Source organism: uncultured Pedobacter sp. (genome assembly GCF_913776295.1).
Classification (GTDB): domain Bacteria; phylum Bacteroidota; class Bacteroidia; order Sphingobacteriales; family Sphingobacteriaceae; genus Pedobacter.
The window spans coordinates 1-20819 of the sequence record NZ_CAJYOJ010000021.1 but is presented as its reverse complement, the minus strand read 5'-3'; the positions used below and the strand labels follow the sequence as shown (position 1 = coordinate 20819).

Annotated in this window: 14 protein-coding genes and 2 tRNA genes; 8 read left to right on the top strand and 8 right to left on the bottom strand. The window is 40.0% G+C overall.

Annotated features, from left to right (window positions below):
• Positions 1-243: 243 nt before the first annotated feature.
• The 4 genes from QZ738_RS04420 to ileS form a co-directional block, all read right to left on the bottom strand.
• Positions 244-762, bottom strand: coding sequence for a DUF4269 domain-containing protein (locus tag QZ738_RS04420; protein WP_293785046.1), 519 nt, complete (start codon positions 760-762; stop codon positions 244-246).
• A 340-nt stretch (positions 763-1102) separates the two neighbouring features.
• A complete protein-coding gene (locus QZ738_RS04415) occupies positions 1103-1705 on the bottom strand; it encodes a lipoprotein signal peptidase (protein ID WP_293785044.1) in 603 nt (200 codons plus the stop codon).
• Positions 1705-2088 (bottom strand): TraR/DksA C4-type zinc finger protein, encoded by a 384-nt coding sequence (locus tag QZ738_RS04410; protein WP_090984197.1) that lies wholly within the window; start codon positions 2086-2088, stop codon positions 1705-1707. Before QZ738_RS04410 ends, QZ738_RS04415 begins: the two co-directional genes overlap by 1 nt.
• A gap of 29 nt (positions 2089-2117) precedes the next feature.
• Positions 2118-5519: an isoleucine--tRNA ligase gene (ileS, locus tag QZ738_RS04405; RefSeq protein ID WP_293785042.1), complete on the bottom strand. Its 3402-nt coding sequence runs from the start codon at positions 5517-5519 to the stop codon at positions 2118-2120.
• Positions 5520-5788: 269 nt separating this feature from the next.
• Between ileS and QZ738_RS04400 the strand changes: the two genes are divergently transcribed.
• Complete coding sequence (locus QZ738_RS04400) at positions 5789-6061, top strand: isoleucyl-tRNA synthetase (RefSeq protein ID WP_293785040.1); 273 nt, start codon at positions 5789-5791, stop codon at positions 6059-6061.
• A gap of 717 nt (positions 6062-6778) precedes the next feature.
• On the opposite strand, the gene QZ738_RS04395 is transcribed toward QZ738_RS04400, so the two are convergent.
• Entirely contained in the window at positions 6779-9130 is a 2352-nt protein-coding gene (locus tag QZ738_RS04395) for an MMPL family transporter (RefSeq protein ID WP_293785038.1), read from the bottom strand.
• Positions 9131-9249: 119 nt separating this feature from the next.
• Between QZ738_RS04395 and recO the strand changes: the two genes are divergently transcribed.
• The 6 genes from recO to QZ738_RS04365 all read left to right on the top strand — a co-directional run bounded on the left by recO (position 9250) and on the right by QZ738_RS04365 (position 14156).
• The gene (gene recO / locus QZ738_RS04390) at positions 9250-9975 is read left to right on the top strand and encodes a DNA repair protein RecO (RefSeq protein ID WP_293785036.1); all 726 of its coding nucleotides are present in this window, start codon (positions 9250-9252) and stop codon (positions 9973-9975) included.
• Between the two features lie 95 nt (positions 9976-10070).
• A tRNA-Val gene (locus tag QZ738_RS04385) sits at positions 10071-10148 on the top strand.
• A 54-nt stretch (positions 10149-10202) separates the two neighbouring features.
• Positions 10203-10277 (top strand) — tRNA-Val (locus QZ738_RS04380).
• A 387-nt stretch (positions 10278-10664) separates the two neighbouring features.
• Positions 10665-10913, top strand: coding sequence for a GIY-YIG nuclease family protein (locus tag QZ738_RS04375; RefSeq protein WP_293785034.1), 249 nt, complete (start codon positions 10665-10667; stop codon positions 10911-10913).
• Positions 10914-12027: 1114 nt separating this feature from the next.
• Complete coding sequence (locus tag QZ738_RS04370; protein WP_293785032.1) at positions 12028-12726, top strand: ComF family protein; 699 nt, start codon at positions 12028-12030, stop codon at positions 12724-12726.
• 56 nt (positions 12727-12782) lie between these two features.
• On the top strand, positions 12783-14156 hold the full coding sequence (locus QZ738_RS04365) for a hypothetical protein (protein ID WP_293785030.1): 1374 nt from the start codon (positions 12783-12785) through the stop codon (positions 14154-14156).
• Between the two features lie 365 nt (positions 14157-14521).
• On the opposite strand, the gene glmS is transcribed toward QZ738_RS04365, so the two are convergent.
• From glmS to QZ738_RS04350, 3 genes are all read right to left on the bottom strand, one after another.
• Positions 14522-16360: a glutamine--fructose-6-phosphate transaminase (isomerizing) gene (gene glmS, locus QZ738_RS04360; RefSeq protein WP_293785028.1), complete on the bottom strand. Its 1839-nt coding sequence runs from the start codon at positions 16358-16360 to the stop codon at positions 14522-14524.
• Positions 16361-16512: 152 nt separating this feature from the next.
• Positions 16513-17784 (bottom strand): serine hydroxymethyltransferase, encoded by a 1272-nt coding sequence (gene glyA, locus QZ738_RS04355; RefSeq protein ID WP_293785026.1) that lies wholly within the window; start codon positions 17782-17784, stop codon positions 16513-16515.
• 62 nt (positions 17785-17846) lie between these two features.
• On the bottom strand, positions 17847-18590 hold the full coding sequence (locus tag QZ738_RS04350) for a segregation/condensation protein A (RefSeq protein ID WP_293785024.1): 744 nt from the start codon (positions 18588-18590) through the stop codon (positions 17847-17849).
• Positions 18591-18758: 168 nt separating this feature from the next.
• Here QZ738_RS04350 and dxs point away from each other — a divergent pair, with 168 nt between their 5' ends.
• Positions 18759-20687, top strand: a complete 1929-nt coding sequence (dxs, locus tag QZ738_RS04345; RefSeq protein WP_293785022.1) for a 1-deoxy-D-xylulose-5-phosphate synthase — start codon at positions 18759-18761, stop codon at positions 20685-20687.
• Positions 20688-20819: the final 132 nt, after the last annotated feature.

Here is a 20819-nt window from a genome sequence, read left to right as displayed (position 1 = left end):
CTTCGAAAGAAAACGGCGTAGCCCTCATGAATGCAGCTGAAAACTATTAAAACGAATGAATAAATTTTCAGCCGGTGTTTTTTGTTTCTTTTTGACATCAAAAAGAAAGAGCCCTTCGGCGGCGGCGGACCTGTACCGATTTTTCATCGGTAGCCGAGGCAAGGCTTAGCCTTGGGGCAAAAAAAGAAATGTATACGTCATTCATATTGATTTTTATCCAATAAATTATCCCTCAGAATGACATCAAATTTCCAATTTCAATAATTCCTCATAAGCATTTCCCTCTATTCCCAGCAATTTGGCGAAGGCTGGCTCGGTTTTATATCCTTGCTTTTTTAAGGAAATGATTTCCTGTCTGAATGCTTCTCCTTTTTCTAAAAGTAGTTGATATTCGATCAACATATGTCGATAGGCATTTTGTTTTATTGCTGGTATGGCCTGGCCGAAAATTTCGAATTCAAAACCATCTATAAAGAAATTTGCTTTAATGGATTTAAAGGTCGGGTTTCCGGTAATTTTAAAGCCTCTTTCATTTTGAAAATGATTGGTTAGTGTTTTGGTAAAGGTAATTTTATCTTCTACGTAGCAGATGATATCCAGATCACTGCTTTCAATGTCTATATTAATGGGTATGGTGCCGACTAAAATAGGCTGATATGGGGCTAGCTTTTCTAAAGCTTTGTTCTCGGTTAAAACCTGATAAGCCTTCTTTTGCTTCTCATTTCCAGATTGGAGATAGGAGATATTGAGGAAGTTGATCATTGGTTGTGAGTTGTTGGCAAAGTTAATAAACCGGGGTTAAGTATTGGAGGTGCTTAACGCTGTCCGTAAAGCCCTTCGGAACCCTAAACAAATCGGAAACTTTGCGAGTAGAGGGATTTGTGGGTCGGTTTGACGCCCACAAATATGATTTGTCATCCTGAATGAAATGAAGGATCTTTTTAATGCAATTAAAATTCTTAATTTGGTAGGAGTGATAGGCTTCTTCCAAATAACAAAAAGCCCATCTCAGTTAAGAAATGGACTTTATATTCAAATCCTTAAGATGCTGAAACACCCGTCCGACCGGCCGGGCGGAAGTTCATCATGACAGTTCGCAGATTTAATCTTCCACAATCTCACTGTTTAAGCTTACATCATCCTTTACGTCTTCTTTAAAGTAGTTTTTTTGAAAGATCAGGATAAGTATCACCCCAACCGAAATCGCAGCGTCTGCAAGGTTAAAAACAGGCCTGAAGAATACAAATTCTTCACCTCCCCAAATCGGAAGCCAGGTTGGGAAATGACCTTCGGCAATCGGGAAATAGAACATATCAACTACACGGCCATGAAACCAGTTTTCATATCCGTAAATCTTCCCGTAAAAAACCGAATCGATAATATTTCCTAAGGCGCCGGAAAAAATCAAAGCGACGTTTAGAATTAAACCCCGGTGATATTTATGCTTAATCAGGTAGTGTAGGCCATAACCAATCCCTGCTACAGCCGCAATACGGAAAAGCGATAGGGCTAGTTTACCAAATTCGCCACCAAACTCCATTCCAAAGGCCATTCCGTTATTTTCGGTAAAATGTATAATGAACCATTTACCAATAATATGGAATTCCTGCCCAAGGTACATGTGCGTTTTAACCCAGGTTTTAACCAGCTGGTCGGCCAGTAAAACTAAAAAGATAACAATTAAAGGTTTTGTATAGCCTTTCATTAACTCTGCTTTAATTTAGCTTCCATGCTTAAAGTAGCATGAGGAACAGCACGTAAACGTTCTTTTTGGATTAATTTACCTGTTTCGCGGCAAATACCATAAGTTTTATTCTCGATACGCACCAACGCGTTCTCCAGGTTATCAATAAATTTTTTCTGACGGGCAGCCAGTTGATTGATCTGCTCCTTCTCCATTGTTGCAGAACCGTCTTCCAAGGTTTTGTAAGCGCCCGAAGTATCTTCTGTTCCATTGGCGTTAGGATTACTTAAAGATGCCGTTAAAGCATTAAGTTCCTCTTTAGCCATGCGTAATTTATCTTGAATTAATTCTTTAAACTCCTGTAATTCACTGTCTGAGTAGCGTGTTTTGTTGCTGTTTTCCATGTTCTTTTCTAATTTTCTAATATATGGATTTATATTTTAGTTACTGAAATGCTTAACTCAACATCCTCAATCACGATTTTGTTTGCATTATTTACAGCATCCGTCAATTCAAATTCGTCGGCCAATATTTCGGCACAAATGTAGTCCTTGTTTTTAGCAACTGCGCCGGCTACCAGGTTATCATTTTGTAATGAAACCTTAATCCTATCCGTTACTTCAAAGTTTAATTCTTTTCGTAAGTTTTGGATTCTGTTAACCAACTCGCGCGAAATACCTTCCTGTTTAAGCGCTTCAGAAATGGTTACATCTAAGGCAACAGTTAAGCTGCCGATATTGGTTACCTGCCATCCCGGAATATCTTCAGCAAAAACTTCCACATCATCATTCAGATCAATAGCATGCTGAATGTTGTTAGTGGCAAAAACATTGATGTAGCCATCAATTTCCAAACGCTGGATATCGTCTTGTGTCATGTTCTCCAAAGCTTCTTTTACGATGCTCATATCCTTGCCCACTTTTTTTCCCAACGATTTAAAGTTTGGTTTCAGCTTTTTCTTTACGATGCCATGCGTATCGGTGATGAACTCGATGTGTTTCACATTGGTTTCAGAAAGGATGTAATCGGCAACTTTAGAGATTTTTTGTTCGAAATCACCATTTAAAGAGGGGATTAAGATTTTTTCCAGCGGCTGACGCACATTGATGCCCGATTTTTTACGCAACGACAAAACCATCGAAGAGATATCCTGCGCGTAAACCATTCTTTCGTTCAGCGCATTATCTGTTAAACCTGGGTCAGCTTCTTTCCATAACGTTAAGTGAACCGATTCTGCTGCATAGGCATCTGTTACAGTTAAGTTTCTGTATAACCAATCGGCAAAGAAAGGCGCTACAGGACTCATTAGCTGTGCAAGGGTTTCTAAGCAGGTATAAAGTGTTTCGTAAGCGGCGCGTTTATCATCTGTCATTTCGCCTTTCCAGAAACGTCGGCGGCTTAATCTGATGTACCAGTTACTTAAATGTTCATCAACAAAAGTCTGGATGGCACGGGTTGCTTTGGTTGGCTCATAAGTATTATAGCTTTCATCAACTTCGCTGATTAAATTCTGCAAGAGCGATAAGATCCAACGGTCTAGTTCTGTCCTGTCTTCAACCTTGCTCAGGTTGTTTTTGTCAATTTCGAATTTATCGATATTGGCATATAAAGCAAAGAAAGCGTAGGTATTATAAAGTGTTCCAAAGAATTTACGGCGTACTTCATCCAAACCTTCCAAGCTAAATTTAAGGTTGTCCCATGGGGATGCATTGCTGATCATGTACCAGCGTGTAGCATCTGCGCTGTAAGTTTCGATGGTGCTGAAAGGATCAACGGCATTGCCTAAACGTTTAGACATTTTGTTGCCGTTTTTATCCAGTACCAAACCGTTCGAAACTACATTTTTGAAAGCTACGCCCGGGTTGCCAACTTTTGCGTTTACTGCTTTAATTTCGTCACTGGCTTCGCTCAACATTACTGCAATGGCATGTAAAGTAAAGAACCAGCCACGGGTCTGATCAACACCTTCAGCGATAAAATCCGCCTCATAAGCATTTTCAAACTCTTCCTTGTGCTCAAATGGGAAGTGCCATTGTGCATAAGGCATGGCACCGCTATCAAACCAAACATCGATAAGGTCGGTTTCACGGGTCATTTTTTCGCCTTTTGATGAAGTTAAAATTACATCATCCACATATGGGCGGTGCATATCTTTCAGTTCGAAACCAGCAGGCATAAAACCAGCTTCGATAGATTTTGCTATCTCTGCGTTTAAATCAGCGATAGAACCTATACATTTTTCTTCTGTTCCATCAGCTGTGCGCCAGATCGGTAAAGGTGTTCCCCAATAACGCGAACGGGATAAATTCCAGTCTACCAGGTTTTCTAGCCAGTTACCGAAACGACCAGTGCCTGTTGATTCCGGTTTCCAGTTGATGCCTTTATTCAATTCCACCATTTTATCCTTCACGGCAGTGGTTTTGATAAACCAGCTATCCAGTGGATAGTATAAAACCGGTTTATCCGTTCTCCAGCAGTGTGGATAGGTGTGAACATATTTTTCAACCTTAAAGGCTTTGTTCTCTTCTTTTAACTGGATGGCGATTTCTACATCAACTGATTTTTCAGGTGCTTTACCATCTTTATAATACTCATTTTTAACGTACTTGCCGCCATAGTTTCCACCTAAGGATGCAATAAATTTTCCTTGTAAATCAACCAAAGGAACTGGATTTCCCTTTTCATCCAGAACGAGCATTGGCGGCACTTCAGGTGTAGCCAGTTTAGCTACCCGGGCATCATCTGCACCAAAAGTTGGTGCCGTGTGCACAATACCGGTACCATCTTCGGTGGTCACAAAATCTCCTGAAATTACCCTGAAGGCATTTTCAGCATTTTGGTAAGGCAAAGCATAAGGTAATAATTGCTCGTATTTAATGCCGACTAAATCTGCACCCAAAAATTCTGCTAAAACCGTATATGGGATTTTTTTATCTTCTGCTTTGTAGTTTGCGAAAGCTTCATCGCTTTCGGCTAAAATGTATTTTCCGGCAAATTGTTTACCCACCAAAGCTTTCGCCAGTACCACCTGGATCGGTTCAAAAGTATATTGATTAAAGGTTTTAACCAATACATAATCGATCTTCGGTCCTACGGTTAATGCCGTGTTGCTTGGCAAAGTCCACGGGGTGGTCGTCCAGGCTAAAAAGTGAACCGTACCAAAACCTTTTAATGCTTCCGGTAAAGTAGACTCAATAGTTTTAAACTGCGCCACGATCGTGGTATCGCTTACATCTTTATAAGTGCCTGGTTGATTTAGCTCGTGCGAACTTAAACCTGTACCTGCTGCAGGCGAATAAGGTTGAACGGTGTAACCTTTATATAAAAATCCTTTGTCGTAAAGCTGTTTTAAGATCCACCAAAGGGTTTCGATGTATTCGTTTTCGTAAGTAATATAAGGATTTTCAAGGTCAACCCAATAGCCCATTTTCTCGGTCAGGTCGTTCCATACATCGGTATAGCGCATCACCTCAGTGCGGCAGGCTTCGTTATATTCATCAACACTGATTTTTTTGCCGATATCTTCTTTGGTAATACCCAGTTTTTTCTCCACAGCAAGTTCAATCGGAAGACCGTGCGTGTCCCAACCACCTTTGCGTTTAACCTGGTAACCTTTTAAAGTTTTATAGCGGCAAAAAATATCCTTAATTGCACGCGCCATTACATGGTGAATCCCCGGCATGCCATTGGCAGACGGTGGACCCTCATAAAAAGTAAACGGGTTAGATTTAGGACGCGAAGAAATGCTTTTTTCAAAGATGTTTTCCTTTTTCCAAAAATCTAAAATTTCCTGCCCTATTTTGGCAAGTTCCAGTTGTTTAAATTCGCTATACATCAATTAAGTACCTCAAAAAATTAAAGGTTGCAAAGTTAACAGAATTGGCTGAATTTTGGTAGTTTTGATGTAAATACTTTTGACATGAAATTATTTAATATTGGGCTTACATTAATGATTGTTGCCGTAATTGTTTTACCAGTTATGGTGGTCATAAGCCCTTCTGACCGTAATTTTGTGCTTTATGCTTTTTATTTTTGCGGACTTCTAGAACTTATCGGACTTATCTTTGTTTTAATCCATATCGTAACACTAAAAAGAAAGACCCCATGATAAAGCTATTAAAATTGCAGAAGGCTGTCTTTGTAATTGCTGCAGGGCTACTTTCTTTTATCGCCTATAAAATTCTGGATGCTAACGAGGTAAAAGGCAGTATCTATTTTCAGATGCTGGCAGGCGTACTCATTATGATTGGTGCACTTTGGATGCTTTATCCAATTTTATTTGCCAAAAAAGACAAAGATGGTAATGCCGAAATTATTACCGATCCGACTGTTGAAGTTCCGGTTGATGAAGAGGATAAAAAACCTGCAACAGAATAATCAATAGACCTATAAGGTTTTGAAAACCTTATAGGTCAAAAAGAATCCGTTTTAACTTACGTGTTCTTAAATGTCTTATATGGTTTAAAAAGGCTTTTTGGAAAGCAAGACCAGCATTTCATTTTAATGTCAGCCCTGCTGTTTGCTATAGCCCTCATGCTTTGCGGCTGCCGCTGCCATTAGGTTTAGATAATTTGTGCCTGGGTAAAAATCGTCATCTCGACCGAAGCACAGCGTAGTGGAGAGATCTTTGAATTGGACAATTAGGTTGAAAACTCTCCTAATTATCGAACTCAACGATGTGTTTAGTGCTGTCCGATAGGTGTTCGCGTTTTATGTCCTGTGATCGAAAGGTTTTAGAAAAGCAAGGTCTGCATTTCATTTTAATGTTCGTCCTGCTGTTCGCTGTAGCCCTCATGCTTCGGGGCTGCCGCTGCCATCAGGTTTAGGTGGTATAGGTTCGTATAAGAAACAGCGGCTTTTTTCACTGTCTACAGGACATAATGACCTGATTTTTTGAAAGCAATTATATATATTTATAGAATTGTTATTCCTGAGCTTGTTGAAGGACATACCATGACTTCATTAATGGATTCGATTTGCCTTAATGTTTAAATAAATAGCTATGGGTTTACATCCAAGGCTATTTATAGTATCTATTCTGTTTAGGGTTAAGCCCCTTGAACTACAGACTGTCAACTCAAGATTTTCAACTGATTAATGATCAAACTCACCGACATTTTTCGCCGATTCCGCATCGGATACCACTTTTCTTACTTTCTTTTTATCTAGCCATAATACCAGTGCGGGCAATAAAGTCAAATTGAAAATTAAGGCCACTAATAAGGTTATAGATAGGAGTAACCCCAATACTACTGTTCCGCCGAAAGTAGAAGCAGTAAATATTCCAAAGCCGAAAAATAAGATTAAAGCGATATGTGTCATACTTACACCTGTTTCGGTAATAGTGTCGCTGATTACTTTTGGTATGCTAAAATTCGTCAGGTTTAGTTCCTGCTGATAACGGGTAAGGAAATAAATCGTCTGATCGGATGCCAAACCAAAAGCGATGGTAAAAATTAAAATGGTTGAAGGCTTTAAGGAAATGCCAAAATAACCCATAATTCCTGCGGTAATAATAAGCGGAACAATGTTAGGCAATAGCGAAATGAACATAATGCCTAAACTTTTAAACTGTGCCAGTCGTAAAAGCGAGATCAGTATAATAGCAAGAGCAATGCTCTCTACCAGGTGTCTCAACATATAATCAGTTCCTTTTGAAAAGATAATGCTTGAGCCGGTAAGCTCCACATCAAATTTAGAGGGAGGCAAAATACTGTCTATACGTGGCTTTAATTCCGCCATAATGGCGTCTAAACGTTTGGATCCCACATCAGCCATCTGGAAACTGATCCTGGTGCTCTGATTTCCTTTGCTGACAAAGTTGTTTAACAGGTTTGCGTTTCCTTTGCCGCCATTTGCAATGTAGGCGAGAATAAAGTTCTTTTCCAGATTATCTGGCAAACGAAAAAAGGTAGAATCATTATTATAGAATGCCTGAGTAGCGTATTTTAAACCCATGTTTACCGAAATAGATCGCGAAAATTCCGGGTAAGCCGAAATCATTTTTTCTAATTTCTCCATTCTTTTCAGGTTGGTTAAATTGAAAACGCCATTTTTCTTCTTGGTATCTACACTTACTTCCAAAGGTAAAATGCCTTCGAAATTTTTCTCGAAAAACTTTAAATCAGTTAAAATTTCGGAGTTTTTGGGCAGGTCGTCAACCACATAGCCATTCACATTTATTTTCATTACGCCAACAAAGGCAATGATGGAAATGATGATTGTTCCAATATAGATTAATCCGCTTTTTTGCTGAACAAGTGCATCTGTTTTCACTAATAATTGATGCAAAAAGCCTTCTTCAACGTGATTTTGTGCTTTAAGTTTAGGTACTGGCAAGTAGCTGAAAATAATCGGTATCAAACACAGACACATTAACCAGGTTACCATTACATTGATAGAAGCCACGCTGCCAAATTGCATTAAAAGTTCACTTCCGGTAAAATAAAGTACGCCGAAACCGATCGCTGCAGTGATGTTTGCAATGAGTGTGGTGATGGCAATCCGCTCTATGGTGATGCTTAAAGCTTTTTGTTTATCGCCATGTTTTCTGAGTTCATTTTGGTATTTATTCAGCAGCAAGATACTGTTTGGAATGCCAATAATTACGATAAGCGGTGGAATCAGTCCGGTTAAAATTGTCAATTCGAAGCCAAACAGTACCAACGTACCAATACTCCAGATTACGCCCATTACAACCACTAAAATAGGGAAGAAAACAGCGTAGAATTTTTTAAAGAAAATTAGCAGGATTAAAGCTGAAACCAGGATGGATAAACCCAGGAACAATACAAATTCATTGCTCACCAGTTTACTTACCGCTGTGCGGATATACGGTAGGCCCGAGATATGCACTTTAATTTTTGTAGCCGTTTGAAAAGCTTTTGCTTTTGCTTCAATTTCTTTTAAAATGGGGTTGCGTTCGGCAGTATTTAAGATTTTAGTATCAAATGTGATGGCCATTAAAGTGGCATTCTGGCGGTTATAAACCAATCCTTCGAAAAAGGGATTGCTATAAATGGCATTTTTGATGGAGTCCATCTCCGCATCAGTTTTAACCAGGCCACCAGGCAATGGTTTCAATACAAATTTTTGGTTAACGGTATCTTTCTCCAGCTGGAAAATCCTGCCTGATGACAAAACCTGCTTAATGCCTTTTAATTTTTGTATATCGTTTGAAAGCTGAACCCATTGGTTGTAAACTTCTTTTTTGAAGATATCAGGTGACTGTATACCTACCACCATCACACTGCCGTCTTCCCCAAAGGTTTTCTTAAAGGTGTTGTATTTGATAAAAGCGCTATCGGTAACAGGCAGGATTTTACTCCCCGTGTAAGAGAGTTTTACATTTTTGGCCTGGTAAGCCATAAAAATTGTTCCTAATACAAAAAATACAATGATTGCAATACGATTTTGAAGAATAAATCTCGATAGCTTAACCCACATGTGCAGCTTAGTTTTAATAATATTAAAGGCAAAACTAATCTTATTTGTAAAACGGGATTACTTTTCGCACAATTAAATTTGCACAAATAACATACTTTTGAAAAAATTGTTTTAAGTGGATGTTGCACAAAGTTAGGGGCATTGTTTTAAAGACTACAAACTACAGCGAAAGCAGTGTGGTAGTGCAGGTGCTTACCGATAAATTTGGCATGCAGTCTTACCTGATCAATGGGGTTAAAAAACCAAAAGCGAAGATTAAGATGAATATGCTGCAGTCGCTCCATTTGTTGGACATGGTGGTTTATCATAAAGTAAACACCAATATACAAAGGGTGTCGGAAGTTCGGCAAACACCGGTTTTTAAAAGTATTCCTTATGATATGGTTAAAACCAGCATCATTATTTTTTTAAATGAGGTGCTGTATAAAAGTATCAGGCAGCAATCGGCCGATGAAAGTTTATTCGATTATATTTTTAATTCGATCGCCTGGTTTGATGAGATACAAGAGATCAATCCAAACTTCCACCTTTCCTTTTTACTAAAACTTACCCGGTTTTTAGGCTTCTCTCCTAATGAGAAAAGAAGGAGTGATCAGATTTATTTCGATCTTCAGGAGGGGGCATTTACTTCCAGGTTGCCCGTTCATTCCAATTACCTGCAATTGGATGATGCGATTGGTTTTATTTCACTATTTAATTCTCCGCTCGAAAAAATTTCTGAGATAAGATTGAGTAATATCCAGCGACGTTTTCTATTAGATAAGATATTGGTTTTCTATACCTTACACACGGCTTCATTTGGGGTGGTGCAATCGCATAAAATCCTCGAAACCTTATTGAGCTGAAAAAAAAGAAAAAAAGATTTGCAGAACAGTTTTATAGCGCTATATTTGCATTCCCAAACGGAGAGTGGGGCGTTAAAGTTTGACAAAATACAAAAGGGAAATTAGCTCAGCTGGTTCAGAGCACCTCGTTTACACCGAGGGGGTCGGGGGTTCGAACCCCTCATTTCCCACCAAACCTTCCAAGTAATTGGGAGGCTTTTTTATCAAACTTTGAAATATACCCAAAAGGGAAATTAGCTCAGCTGGTTCAGAGCACCTCGTTTACACCGAGGGGGTCGGGGGTTCGAACCCCTCATTTCCCACTAAGCCTTCAGGAAACTGAAAGGCTTTTTTTGTATTCAAATTTTTAGTGCGGATACTCACGGTGGACTAGAGCTTAGCTAATCTAGAGCTTCTCATTTGCACCAAAGTGGTCGTCCCGATTTGAATATCGGGATCATTTCCCACTAAGCCTTTCAGGAAACTGTAGGGCTTTTTTTATGTTCAAATTTTTGGTGCAGATACTCATCAAGGAACTGAACTAAGCTGTTTTGAGCCCTCGTTTACATCGGGGAGGTCGTCCCGATTTGAACATCGGGATCATTTCACACCAAGCCTTTCTGGAAACTGGAGCGCTTTTTGGGGCTAAATTTTAGGATTTTATATATAATTTTAAGATGATCTATTTGGTGAATTCTTATATTTAATATATGTTTTTCTCCTACATCTTATATTCAAAAGCCCGAAATAAATACTATTTAGGCTCTACAAGTGACCTACAGAATAGGTTAAAGAAACACAATACAAATCATTCAGGTTTTACTGGTCATACCGGAGATTGGTGTGTCGTTTGGACTGAAGTTTTTGAAACAAGGACAGAGGCAATATTAAAAGAGAAACAGATTAAAAGTTGGAAGAGCAGGCTAATGATTGAAAAATTGATTGCATCAGTGAGATAGATTAACTTATCCTAGAATTGTTCTTTTCAGCTGGTTCAGAACTTCTCGTTTACACCGAATTGGTCGTCCCGATTTGAACATCGGGATCATTTCCCACCAAGCATTTCAGGAAACTTGAAGGCTTTTTTTTGCTGTCATTCTGAACGCAGTGAAGAATCTTCAAACTATAAGCTCCCATCTCTAATGAATCATTCTTTAATTAAGAATTTGATTGAAGATCCTGTGATTCGCTACTATTGGCAGACTCCCTAAAAAGGCGTCATTGCTGAGGAGGAACGACGAAGCAATCTTTCACGCTAATGATCCTTGCTGTAAAGATTGCCAGCCTGGTTGCCGGCAGGCTTCGTTTGCTGAAAAAGGCTTCTAGCAATGACGATCCTCGAACAGTTTGCCTTCTTAAAGATCCTTCGCTGCGCTACCATTGATGTCATTACTTAATTATTTGATAGTTAGTAACTTGTAAAATATGCATTTCCATACAACAAGGCCTTAGCACTGTATCTTCGTTCTATTTAAGTCCGGCCTAACAAATTTTTCGGAGTCCACTGACCAAGCCCTAGTACTAGCTTTGAAAGAAAACGGCGCAGCCCTCATGAATGCAGCTGAAAATTATAACTACAAATGAATAAATTTTCAGCCGGCATTTTATTAATGTTTGTCTATTGTTTTTTATCTGTATTAATGAGCTCGGCAATGCCTCGGTTTTGTTACTTTTTGATGTCAAAAAGTAAGAGCCCTTCGGCGGCGGCGAGCCGAGGCAAGACCGCGCCGTAGAACAAAAAAACACAATTGTACGTCATTCATATTGATTTTTATACCACAAATTATTCCTCACGATGACGGATCGGCCGAAGAAACCCATTAAAGCTTCCGAAGTTCCGCTGCGCCCGGCCACTTGAACTTCGGAAGAAACTGCCCAGCTAAACCCCTGCCGGCAGCAGGCAGGTGATAGCAGCGGAAAACCCGCAGCGAAGCGAGGATTTGGAGCGGATAGCGGGAACATACTGATATAGCAGCACTGAACCTGCTTTGCTGAAAAAAGATAAATAAAACATATGTGCAAAGTATTCCTACGATACATCATATCTTCATAAAAATTGCATAAATTAGTTATATGTTACAGGTTAAACAATGGTGCGATGATTTATTTGGTTTGCTGTTTCCAAACCTCTGCACTGCCTGTGGTGTAAAGCTATACCGAAACGAGCATTTGATCTGCACCAAATGCCGGTATGACCTGCCTTTTACCGATTACCATCAAAATACAGAAAACAGGGTAGCCAAACAATTATGGGGCAGGGTACCGTTACACGCTGCAATGGCCATGTTGTATTTTAGAAAAGGGACAAAGGTTCAGAACCTGGTGCACAACCTGAAATACAATGGCAGAACCGATGTTGGCGTACTGCTGGGCAATATGCTGGGAGAACGGTTAAAAACCGCCACTCATTACCAGGATATTGATCTGGTTATCCCGGTTCCTTTACACCGCAAAAAATACAAGACCAGAGGATATAATCAAAGCACTTTTATTGCGGAAGGAATTGCAGCACAGATGGGGATTGATATCAGCGAAAAGCACCTGATCCGGAGTACCTCCACCGAAAGCCAAACTAAAAAGAGCAGGTATAACCGTTATGAAAACATGAAGGATGTTTTCCAGGTATCTACTCCTGAAGATATCATCGGCAAACATCTTTTGCTGGTTGATGATGTAATTACCACCGGCGCAACTTTAGAGGCCTGCGCAAATGAACTGCTAAACAGCGGAGCGGCTAAGGTAAGCATCGCCGCATTGGCCTTCGCGGAATAACCTGGTTATATTCTAGCACAGTTGCAAGTACCCCGACATTTTTCTAAGTTTGATTTATGCGTTTTAATACTGGTTTAGTGCTACTCATCCTATTTATCGCTTCGGCTTGCCGGAAGGGTGAACACATTACCACTGATGCAGCAGCAAAACTAACCATTGCCGATACGGAATTGCGTTTTGATACCATTTTTACCTCAATTGGTTCTGTAACTAAACGGCTGACCATTGTAAATAATAATAAGGACGCGGTAAAAGTTTCAGAGATTACACTGTCCGGAAGGGGCGGTTCTGCCTTCAACATTAATATTAACGGAGCAAATATCTTTAACCAAAACGACCTGGTTATAAACGGAAAGGATTCTATTAATATTTTTGTTAAGGTTACCATTAACCCCAATATGGAGAATCTGCCATTTTTAGTACAGGACTCTATTATATTAAATACCAATGGGAACAGACAGGTTGTAAATCTTATCGCTTATGGACAGAATGCCATATTTATTAACAACCAAACCATTGCTTCCAATACCACCTGGACAAAATCACTTCCTTATGTTATCAATGGAGCTTTAACGGTAAAAAGCGGATCATCGCTAACCATCCAACCCGGAACGAAAATATATTTCGGTAAGGATGCCAGTTTAAACATTGAAGGAAACCTCATGGTTAATGGCAGCCTTACTGAACCGATATTGTTTTGCAGCGATAGGCTTGAAAGCATCTATAGCGATGAACCTGGCCAATGGAAAGGAATCTTCTTAAAACGAACCGGATACGGAGTGATTAAAAACGCAATCATTAAAAATGCATCTGTTGGCATCACCTCCGATTCTTTATCGGTTAATAATAACCCGAAATTAATTTTGATCAATAGCATCATCAAAAATATGCAGGTAGCAGCCTATATGGGTTACCACTCCGAGCTGTTGGCCTTTAATAATGTGATGTATAACTGCGGCAATTATTTAATCTATGCTGTTGGGGGCGGCAATTATAACCTGAAACAAAACACCTTTGCGGGATACAATTTAAACTTTCCCCGTAAAACTGCTGCACTGAGCTTTTCAGATTATTTATCTGCAAATGCCTACAACACACTTCAAATCAATTTAACCAATAATATCATTTGGGGAAGTTTAACTAATGAACTGGATATCCAAAAGAAAACATCTGTAGCGTTGCAGCTCGCTTTATCACATAATCTGATCCGATCTACCAATAATGCTTACAATACTAATGGTAACATTTTGAACATTGACCCATCCTTTATCAACGCTGAAACGAAAAATTTTGAGCTCTATGCGAACAGTTTAGCCAGAAAAAAAGGTGCTGATTTAAGTGCCGACCCTTATTTCACTGTTTATCTTAATCGGGATATAAAGGATAACGAAAGAATTTACCCCTCAACCTTAGGCAGTTACGAGAAATAATGTATTTTTTATATTTTTTCAAAACCAAACCGCATGAAGCTGCGTTTATATATCCGAGAGCGTTAATTTAGATGGTAAGGGTCGATTTCTTCTGAAGAATATCGGCCCTTTACTTTTTGGGCTTTTTACAGTCGGTATTATTTTTTAGAAAGTGAACATTAGTGCAAGTGGCGGCCACCTGCCCCGCTTTTCCTCCTGCCGTTTTAATGTATTGATACGAAAAATTTGTAGCAAAAAACGGCATCCGTTCATCCGATACCTATCGGATCGGGCTTAGTTAACAAAGGCAGTAATTAGACACTTCTAATCATTAAAAAGCAGCTACAAATTAATGCAACTGCTCTATTTATTGTTTTGTTGTAAAATTATTCAACTGTTACTGATTTGGCCAGATTTCTCGGTTGATCTACATTACAGTCACGCATTACCGCGATATGATATGATAACAATTGAAGTGGTATGGTTGCTAAGAGTGGTAAAAAAGCTTCATTCGCATCAGGGATTTCGATACAATAATCTGCCATCTTTTTAACTTCGGTATCGCCCTGTGTCACAATGGCAATTACTTTTCCTTTTCTGGCTTTTACCTCCTGTATGTTACTGATTACTTTTTCGTAGGATGAGTTTTGGGTAGCAATAAACACTACCGGCATTTCTTCATCAATCAGGGCAATAGGACCATGTTTCATTTCCGCAGCAGGATAACCTTCTGCATGGATATAGGAAATTTCCTTCAGTTTTAATGCTCCTTCCAGGGCTACAGGGAAACCGCTTCCCCTACCTAAAAACAAACAGTTGGTAGAATCTTTAATTTTTTCAGAAACTTCTTTAATCAGATCATTTGATTCTAAAGCAATCTCTATTTTCTCAGGGATATGATCCAGTTCGGTTAAAAGCTCAATTAATTTCGAAGTGGTAATGGTTCCTTTTTGTTGCGCCATGTAGAAGGCCATCAAAGTTAAAACCGTTACCTGTGCGGTAAATGCTTTTGTAGAAGCTACGCCAATTTCAGGTCCGGCATGGGTATAAACACCCGCATGCGTTAAACGCGGAATGGAGGCACCGGCAACATTACAAATTCCAAAAATAGTTGCCCCACGTTCTTTGGCCATTTCGATAGCCGCCATGGTATCAGCTGTTTCTCCTGACTGTGAAATGGCGATCACCACATCTTTTTCGGTAATAATCGGATTTCTATACCTGAACTCTGACGCGTATTCAACTTCAACAGGAATGCGGGCATATTCTTCAATCAGGTATTCGCCAACCAAACCGGCATGCCATGAGGTGCCGCAGGCTACAATGATGATGCGATCGATATTTTTTAATTTCTCTGCAAATTCTTTAATCCCGCCAAGCTGTACCTTACCTTCTTCCGGGTAGATCCGGCCGCGCATACAATCTTTAATCGAACGCGGTTGTTCATAAATTTCTTTGAGCATGAAATGATCGAAACCACCTTTCTCCAGCATTTCTAATTTTAACTGCAGCTCCTGGATTAATGGTGTTTGCACCACATTATCCAATCTTTTAACCAAAAGATCATCTTTGGTAATCAGCGCAATTTCATTATCGTTGAGATAGATTACATTTTTGGTATATTCTATAATCGGAGTAGCATCTGAAGCAATAAAGTATTCTCCCTGCCCCACACCAATTACCATCGGACTACCCTTTCTGGCCGCAATTAGCCGATCGGGATGATCCTGATCCATAATCACGATGGCATAAGCACCGATTACTTCTTTCAAAGCCAAACGAACGGCTTCCAAAAGATCTATATTTTCAATTTTCTGGATTTCTTCAACCAGGTGAATCAACACCTCTGTATCAGTATCACTTTTAAATTCATGCCCACGGCTAATCAACTCTTCTTTTAGCGTAGCATAATTTTCGATGATTCCGTTGTGGATAATGGATAACTTACCATTGTTAGAGGTATGTGGATGGGAGTTGCGGTCAGATGGAACTCCATGCGTAGCCCAACGGGTGTGGCCCATGGCAATCGTACCAGACTTATCCTGATCTTGAGCAAACTCTTCTAAAACGGCTACCTTCCCCGCTTTTTTATAAATATGTTCCCCGGTTTCATTCATTACTGCGATACCAGCACTATCGTAACCACGGTATTCTAATCTTTTAAGTCCTTTAAGTACAATTGGCCAGGCTTCTCTATAGCCAATGTAGCCTACAATTCCACACATAATTTATATCTAATTAATTTGGGATAAATATATAAAACAAACGTTTGTTTTGCTGTATTAAGGAACAAAGAACTTTGTTGAATGAAAAAGCAGTTACCAATTTATGTAACTGCTCTTAAGATGTTGATTACTAAATCGAATTAGTCAGAACTTTATTTATAAAGTGGAAATGCACTTACCAATTTAATCACTTCGTCTTTCACTGCATTCAGGTTAGTTTCATCTTCCGGATTGGTTAAAACCCTGTCAATTAACTCCACAATTTGTTCCATCTCGGCTTCTTTTAAACCTCGTGTTGTCACAGCGGCCGTACCTACCCGGATACCGGATGTTACGAATGGCGATTTATCATCAAAAGGAACCATGTTTTTATTCACCGTGATTTCTGCTTTTTCCAAAGCATTTTCGGCTACTTTACCGGTGATGTTTTTATTACGCAGGTCGATTAACATCAGGTGATTATCAGTACCGCCAGAAATAATACCATATCCTTTTGCTACAAATGCTTTAGCCATGGCCTGTGCATTGGCAGCTACCTGTTTAATGTATGTTCCGTACTCCTCACTTAACGCTTCGCCAAAAGCAATTGCTTTAGCTGCGATAATGTGTTCCAAAGGACCACCTTGCGTACCAGGGAAAACAGCCATATCCAATAAGTTGCTCATCATACGTATTTCACCTTTCGGTGTTTTCAATCCCCACGGATTTTCAAAATCCTGTCCCATCATAATCATACCGCCACGTGGTCCACGTAAAGTTTTGTGGGTAGTGGTGGTTACAATATGGCAATGAGGAAGCGGGTTGGCCAATAATCCTTTCGCGATTAAACCTGCCGGGTGAGAAATATCGGCTAAAACCAAAGCGCCAATTTTATCGGCTACCGAACGGATAAAAGCATAATCCCACTCACGTGAATAGGCAGATGCACCACAGATAATCAATTTTGGTTTTTCAGCTAAAGCAACTTCCTCTAATTTTTTATAATCAATCCGTCCGGTTTCTTTCTCTACGCCATAGAATAAAGGCTGATATAATTTACCTGAAAAGTTAACAGGCGAACCATGGGTTAAGTGCCCGCCATGAGAAAGATCAAATCCTAATATTTTATCACCTGGTTGCAAAATAGCCAGCATTACCGCTGCATTGGCCTGTGCGCCAGAGTGCGGCTGCACATTTACCCACGCTGCTCCAAACAATTCTTTTGCCCTATCGATCGCAATCTGCTCTACCACATCTACCACCTGGCAACCGCCATAGTAACGTTTTCCCGGTAAACCTTCGGCGTATTTGTTGGTCAATACCGATCCGGCAGCTTCCATCACTTGTTTGCTTACAAAGTTTTCTGATGCAATAAGCTCTAAACCATGCTCCTGCCGGTTTAACTCTTTATCGATAAGTTCGAAAATTTGGTTGTCGCGTGTCATTGTATATTTAGGTTTGTATTTTTTTGGCAAAAGTAAGGATTTCAAATTTAATTCAGGCCTGTTTAAGACAATGCTTTCACATTAAAGTTGTTAAAGCCACTCCCAATCGTTATCTCTATGATTTGTTGTTGCAACATTTCTAAGATGGCCAGAAAATTGTAAACGAAATGAACTTTATTTTCCGAATTTTTAAGCACCAGGGCAAAATCGATCTGTTTATTGATATCAAGTAAATTGGCCATAAAGTGTTTCTGCTGTTCGATGGTATAGGGATATTGGACCACCGTATGTTTAACTTCTTCACTACGCAGTTCATATTTCTGCATCGTGCGATGATAAACAGTTAAAAGTTTATACAGATCCAGGGATAAGAGTTCATCCTGATGGGTAGATGATTCCGCAGCAAGTGCGAGATCGTAGGTAATATTCCCCCTGTGGTTCTGTTTCAATCGCTCCTCTTCATACACCTTCATTTCTTCTGCTGCAGACTTAAACTGTTTATAGGCAATCAACCTGGCGATCAGGTCCTGCTCCGAGTTGATTTCGTTGCCGGTTTCGTCAAGCTCAATCCTTGGCAACAAAATTTTAGATTTAATCCGCATCAGCGTGGCCGCAACCAGAATAAATTCGCTGGCCACCTCTACATTTAAAGCCAGGAGCTGGTGGATATAGGCCAGAAAGTCGTTGGTAATTTTCGAGATCTCCACATCCTGAATATTCAATTCATCGCGTTCAATAAAGAACAGCAATAAATCGAAGGGACCTTCAAATACCGGAAGCTTGATTTCAAAATTCTCTGCCTGCATGTGTAGCAACAAACATAATCAAAAAATTTAGTACATCAACCGCTAAACCCTTACCGCTCACCGTTAAACGACAGCCACTCATCCCGCAACAATAAAGCACTATTTTTCTCTTCTATATTAGAACAAATTTGCCTTACTTTGTACCTTGTTTTTTACCATAAATTTCGAATGCAAGTAAAAGCTGGCCCCCTATTATCTAAAATCAACTATCCTGCTGACTTAAAGCAATATAGCGAATCTGACTTAGAACAAATAAGCCAGGAATTACGACAATACATTATTGATGTTGTAAGTGTAAATGGTGGCCATTTTGGCGCCAGTTTAGGTGTTGTTGAACTCACAGTAGCCTTACACTATGCCTTAAATACACCATACGATAAATTGGTATGGGATGTGGGCCATCAGGCATACGGACATAAAATACTAACCGGCCGGAGAGATTTATTCCACACCAACCGGGTATACGGTGGGATCAGCGGTTTCCCAAAGATTTCAGAAAGTGAATATGATACCTTTGGTGTAGGCCACTCGTCTACTTCTATTTCTGCCGCTTTGGGCATGGCAGTAGCCTCTCAGTTAAAAGGTGAAACCAACAGGCAACACGTTGCCGTGATAGGTGATGGCGCGATGACCGCCGGTTTGGCTTTTGAAGGCTTAAACCATGCCGGCATTGAAAACAGCAATGTATTGGTGATCCTGAATGATAACTGCATGTCTATCGACCCTAATGTGGGGGCACTGAAAGAATATTTAACCAGCATCACCATTTCGAAATCGTACAATCGTTTCCGCGATGATATTTCTCATGTGCTTACCGGGCTATCTAAGCTCGGACCCAATGCACATAAGTACGTAAAGAAAATAGAGAAAAGCATTAAAGGTACCTTACTGAAACAAAGTAATTTATTTGAAGCTTTAAATTTCAGGTATTTCGGTCCTGTTGACGGACATGATGTAAAACGCCTGGCGCAGGTGATCAAAGATCTTTCTGCTATTCCGGGTCCGAAACTGCTGCATTGTGTTACCGTTAAAGGTAAAGGTTTTGCATTAGCAGAAAAAGACCAAACCAAGTGGCACGCCCCCGGTTTGTTCGATAAGATAACCGGCGAAATCAAAAAAAGCATTCCAGATAAACCGCAACCACCAAAATATCAGGATGTTTTCGGGCATACCATGGTTGAACTGGCTGAGGCTAACGATAAAATCGTCGGCATTACACCAGCAATGCCATCAGGATCATCATTAAACATTATGATGAAAGCGATGCCGAAACGGGCATTTGATGTGGGTATTGCCGAACAACATGCGGTAACCTTCTCTGCTGGCCTGGCCACACAAGGGTTGGTTCCTTTTTGTAATATCTATTCCAGCTTTATGCAAAGGGCTTACGATCAGGTGATCCACGATGTTGCCATCCAAAAACTCAATGTAGTATTTTGTTTGGATAGAGCCGGACTTGCCGGAGCTGATGGAGCTACCCACCATGGCGCATATGATATCGCCTATATGCGCTGTATTCCAAATCTAGTTGTTTCTTCGCCCATGAACGAAGAAGAGCTTCGTAACCTGATGTTTACGGCTCAACAGGAAAATATTGGCCCGTTTGTCATTCGTTATCCCCGTGGTAATGGTGTAATGCCAGACTGGAAAAGACCATTCAAAGCCTTAGAAATTGGCCAAGGACGTAAAATCTGCGATGGTGAAGATGTAGCCTTATTAACCATTGGACACGTAGGTAACTTTGCCGTTGAAGCATTCATAGAATTAAATAGCGAAGGTTTTTACCCGGCACATTACGATTTACGTTTCGTAAAGCCTTTAGATGAGGCTTTATTACATGAGGTATTCGCCAAATATAAACATATTATCACGGTTGAAGATGGTTCTTTACCAGGTGGGGTAGGCGCTGCCGTATTGGAATTTATGGCTGATCATGGATACCATGCCAACGTAATCCGCCTGGGTATACCAGATCAGTTCATCGAACATGGCGAACAGGCTGAGCTTTGGGCAGAATGTGGTTATGATAAAAATGCGATTATTGAAGCGGTAAAAAAGGTTGCGGTGAAAAGGACGACCAATAGTATGGCCGGGTAAAAGTATTGTCATTCTGAGGGATAATTTATTGGATAAAAATCAATATGAATGACGTATACATTTCTTTTTTTGCCCCAGGGCTAAGCCTTGCCTCGGCTCGCCGCCGCCGAAGGGCTCTTTCTTTTTGATGTC

Coding starts and splice junctions, on each gene's coding strand:
- QZ738_RS04370 (WP_293785032.1), top strand. CDS start 12,028: ATGTTACAGGTTAAACAATGGTGCGATGATTTATTTGGTTTGCTGTTT.
- QZ738_RS04365 (WP_293785030.1), top strand. CDS start 12,783: ATGCGTTTTAATACTGGTTTAGTGCTACTCATCCTATTTATCGCTTCG.
- glmS (WP_293785028.1), bottom strand. CDS start 16,360: ATGTGTGGAATTGTAGGCTACATTGGCTATAGAGAAGCCTGGCCAATT.
- QZ738_RS04420 (WP_293785046.1), bottom strand. CDS start 762: ATGATCAACTTCCTCAATATCTCCTATCTCCAATCTGGAAATGAGAAG.
- QZ738_RS04375 (WP_293785034.1), top strand. CDS start 10,665: ATGTTTTTCTCCTACATCTTATATTCAAAAGCCCGAAATAAATACTAT.
- ileS (WP_293785042.1), bottom strand. CDS start 5,519: ATGTATAGCGAATTTAAACAACTGGAACTTGCCAAAATAGGGCAGGAA.
- QZ738_RS04410 (WP_090984197.1), bottom strand. CDS start 2,088: ATGGAAAACAGCAACAAAACACGCTACTCAGACAGTGAATTACAGGAG.
- QZ738_RS04400 (WP_293785040.1), top strand. CDS start 5,789: ATGATAAAGCTATTAAAATTGCAGAAGGCTGTCTTTGTAATTGCTGCA.
- recO (WP_293785036.1), top strand. CDS start 9,250: ATGTTGCACAAAGTTAGGGGCATTGTTTTAAAGACTACAAACTACAGC.
- dxs (WP_293785022.1), top strand. CDS start 18,759: ATGCAAGTAAAAGCTGGCCCCCTATTATCTAAAATCAACTATCCTGCT.
- QZ738_RS04415 (WP_293785044.1), bottom strand. CDS start 1,705: ATGAAAGGCTATACAAAACCTTTAATTGTTATCTTTTTAGTTTTACTG.
- glyA (WP_293785026.1), bottom strand. CDS start 17,784: ATGACACGCGACAACCAAATTTTCGAACTTATCGATAAAGAGTTAAAC.
- QZ738_RS04395 (WP_293785038.1), bottom strand. CDS start 9,130: ATGTGGGTTAAGCTATCGAGATTTATTCTTCAAAATCGTATTGCAATC.
- QZ738_RS04350 (WP_293785024.1), bottom strand. CDS start 18,590: ATGCAGGCAGAGAATTTTGAAATCAAGCTTCCGGTATTTGAAGGTCCC.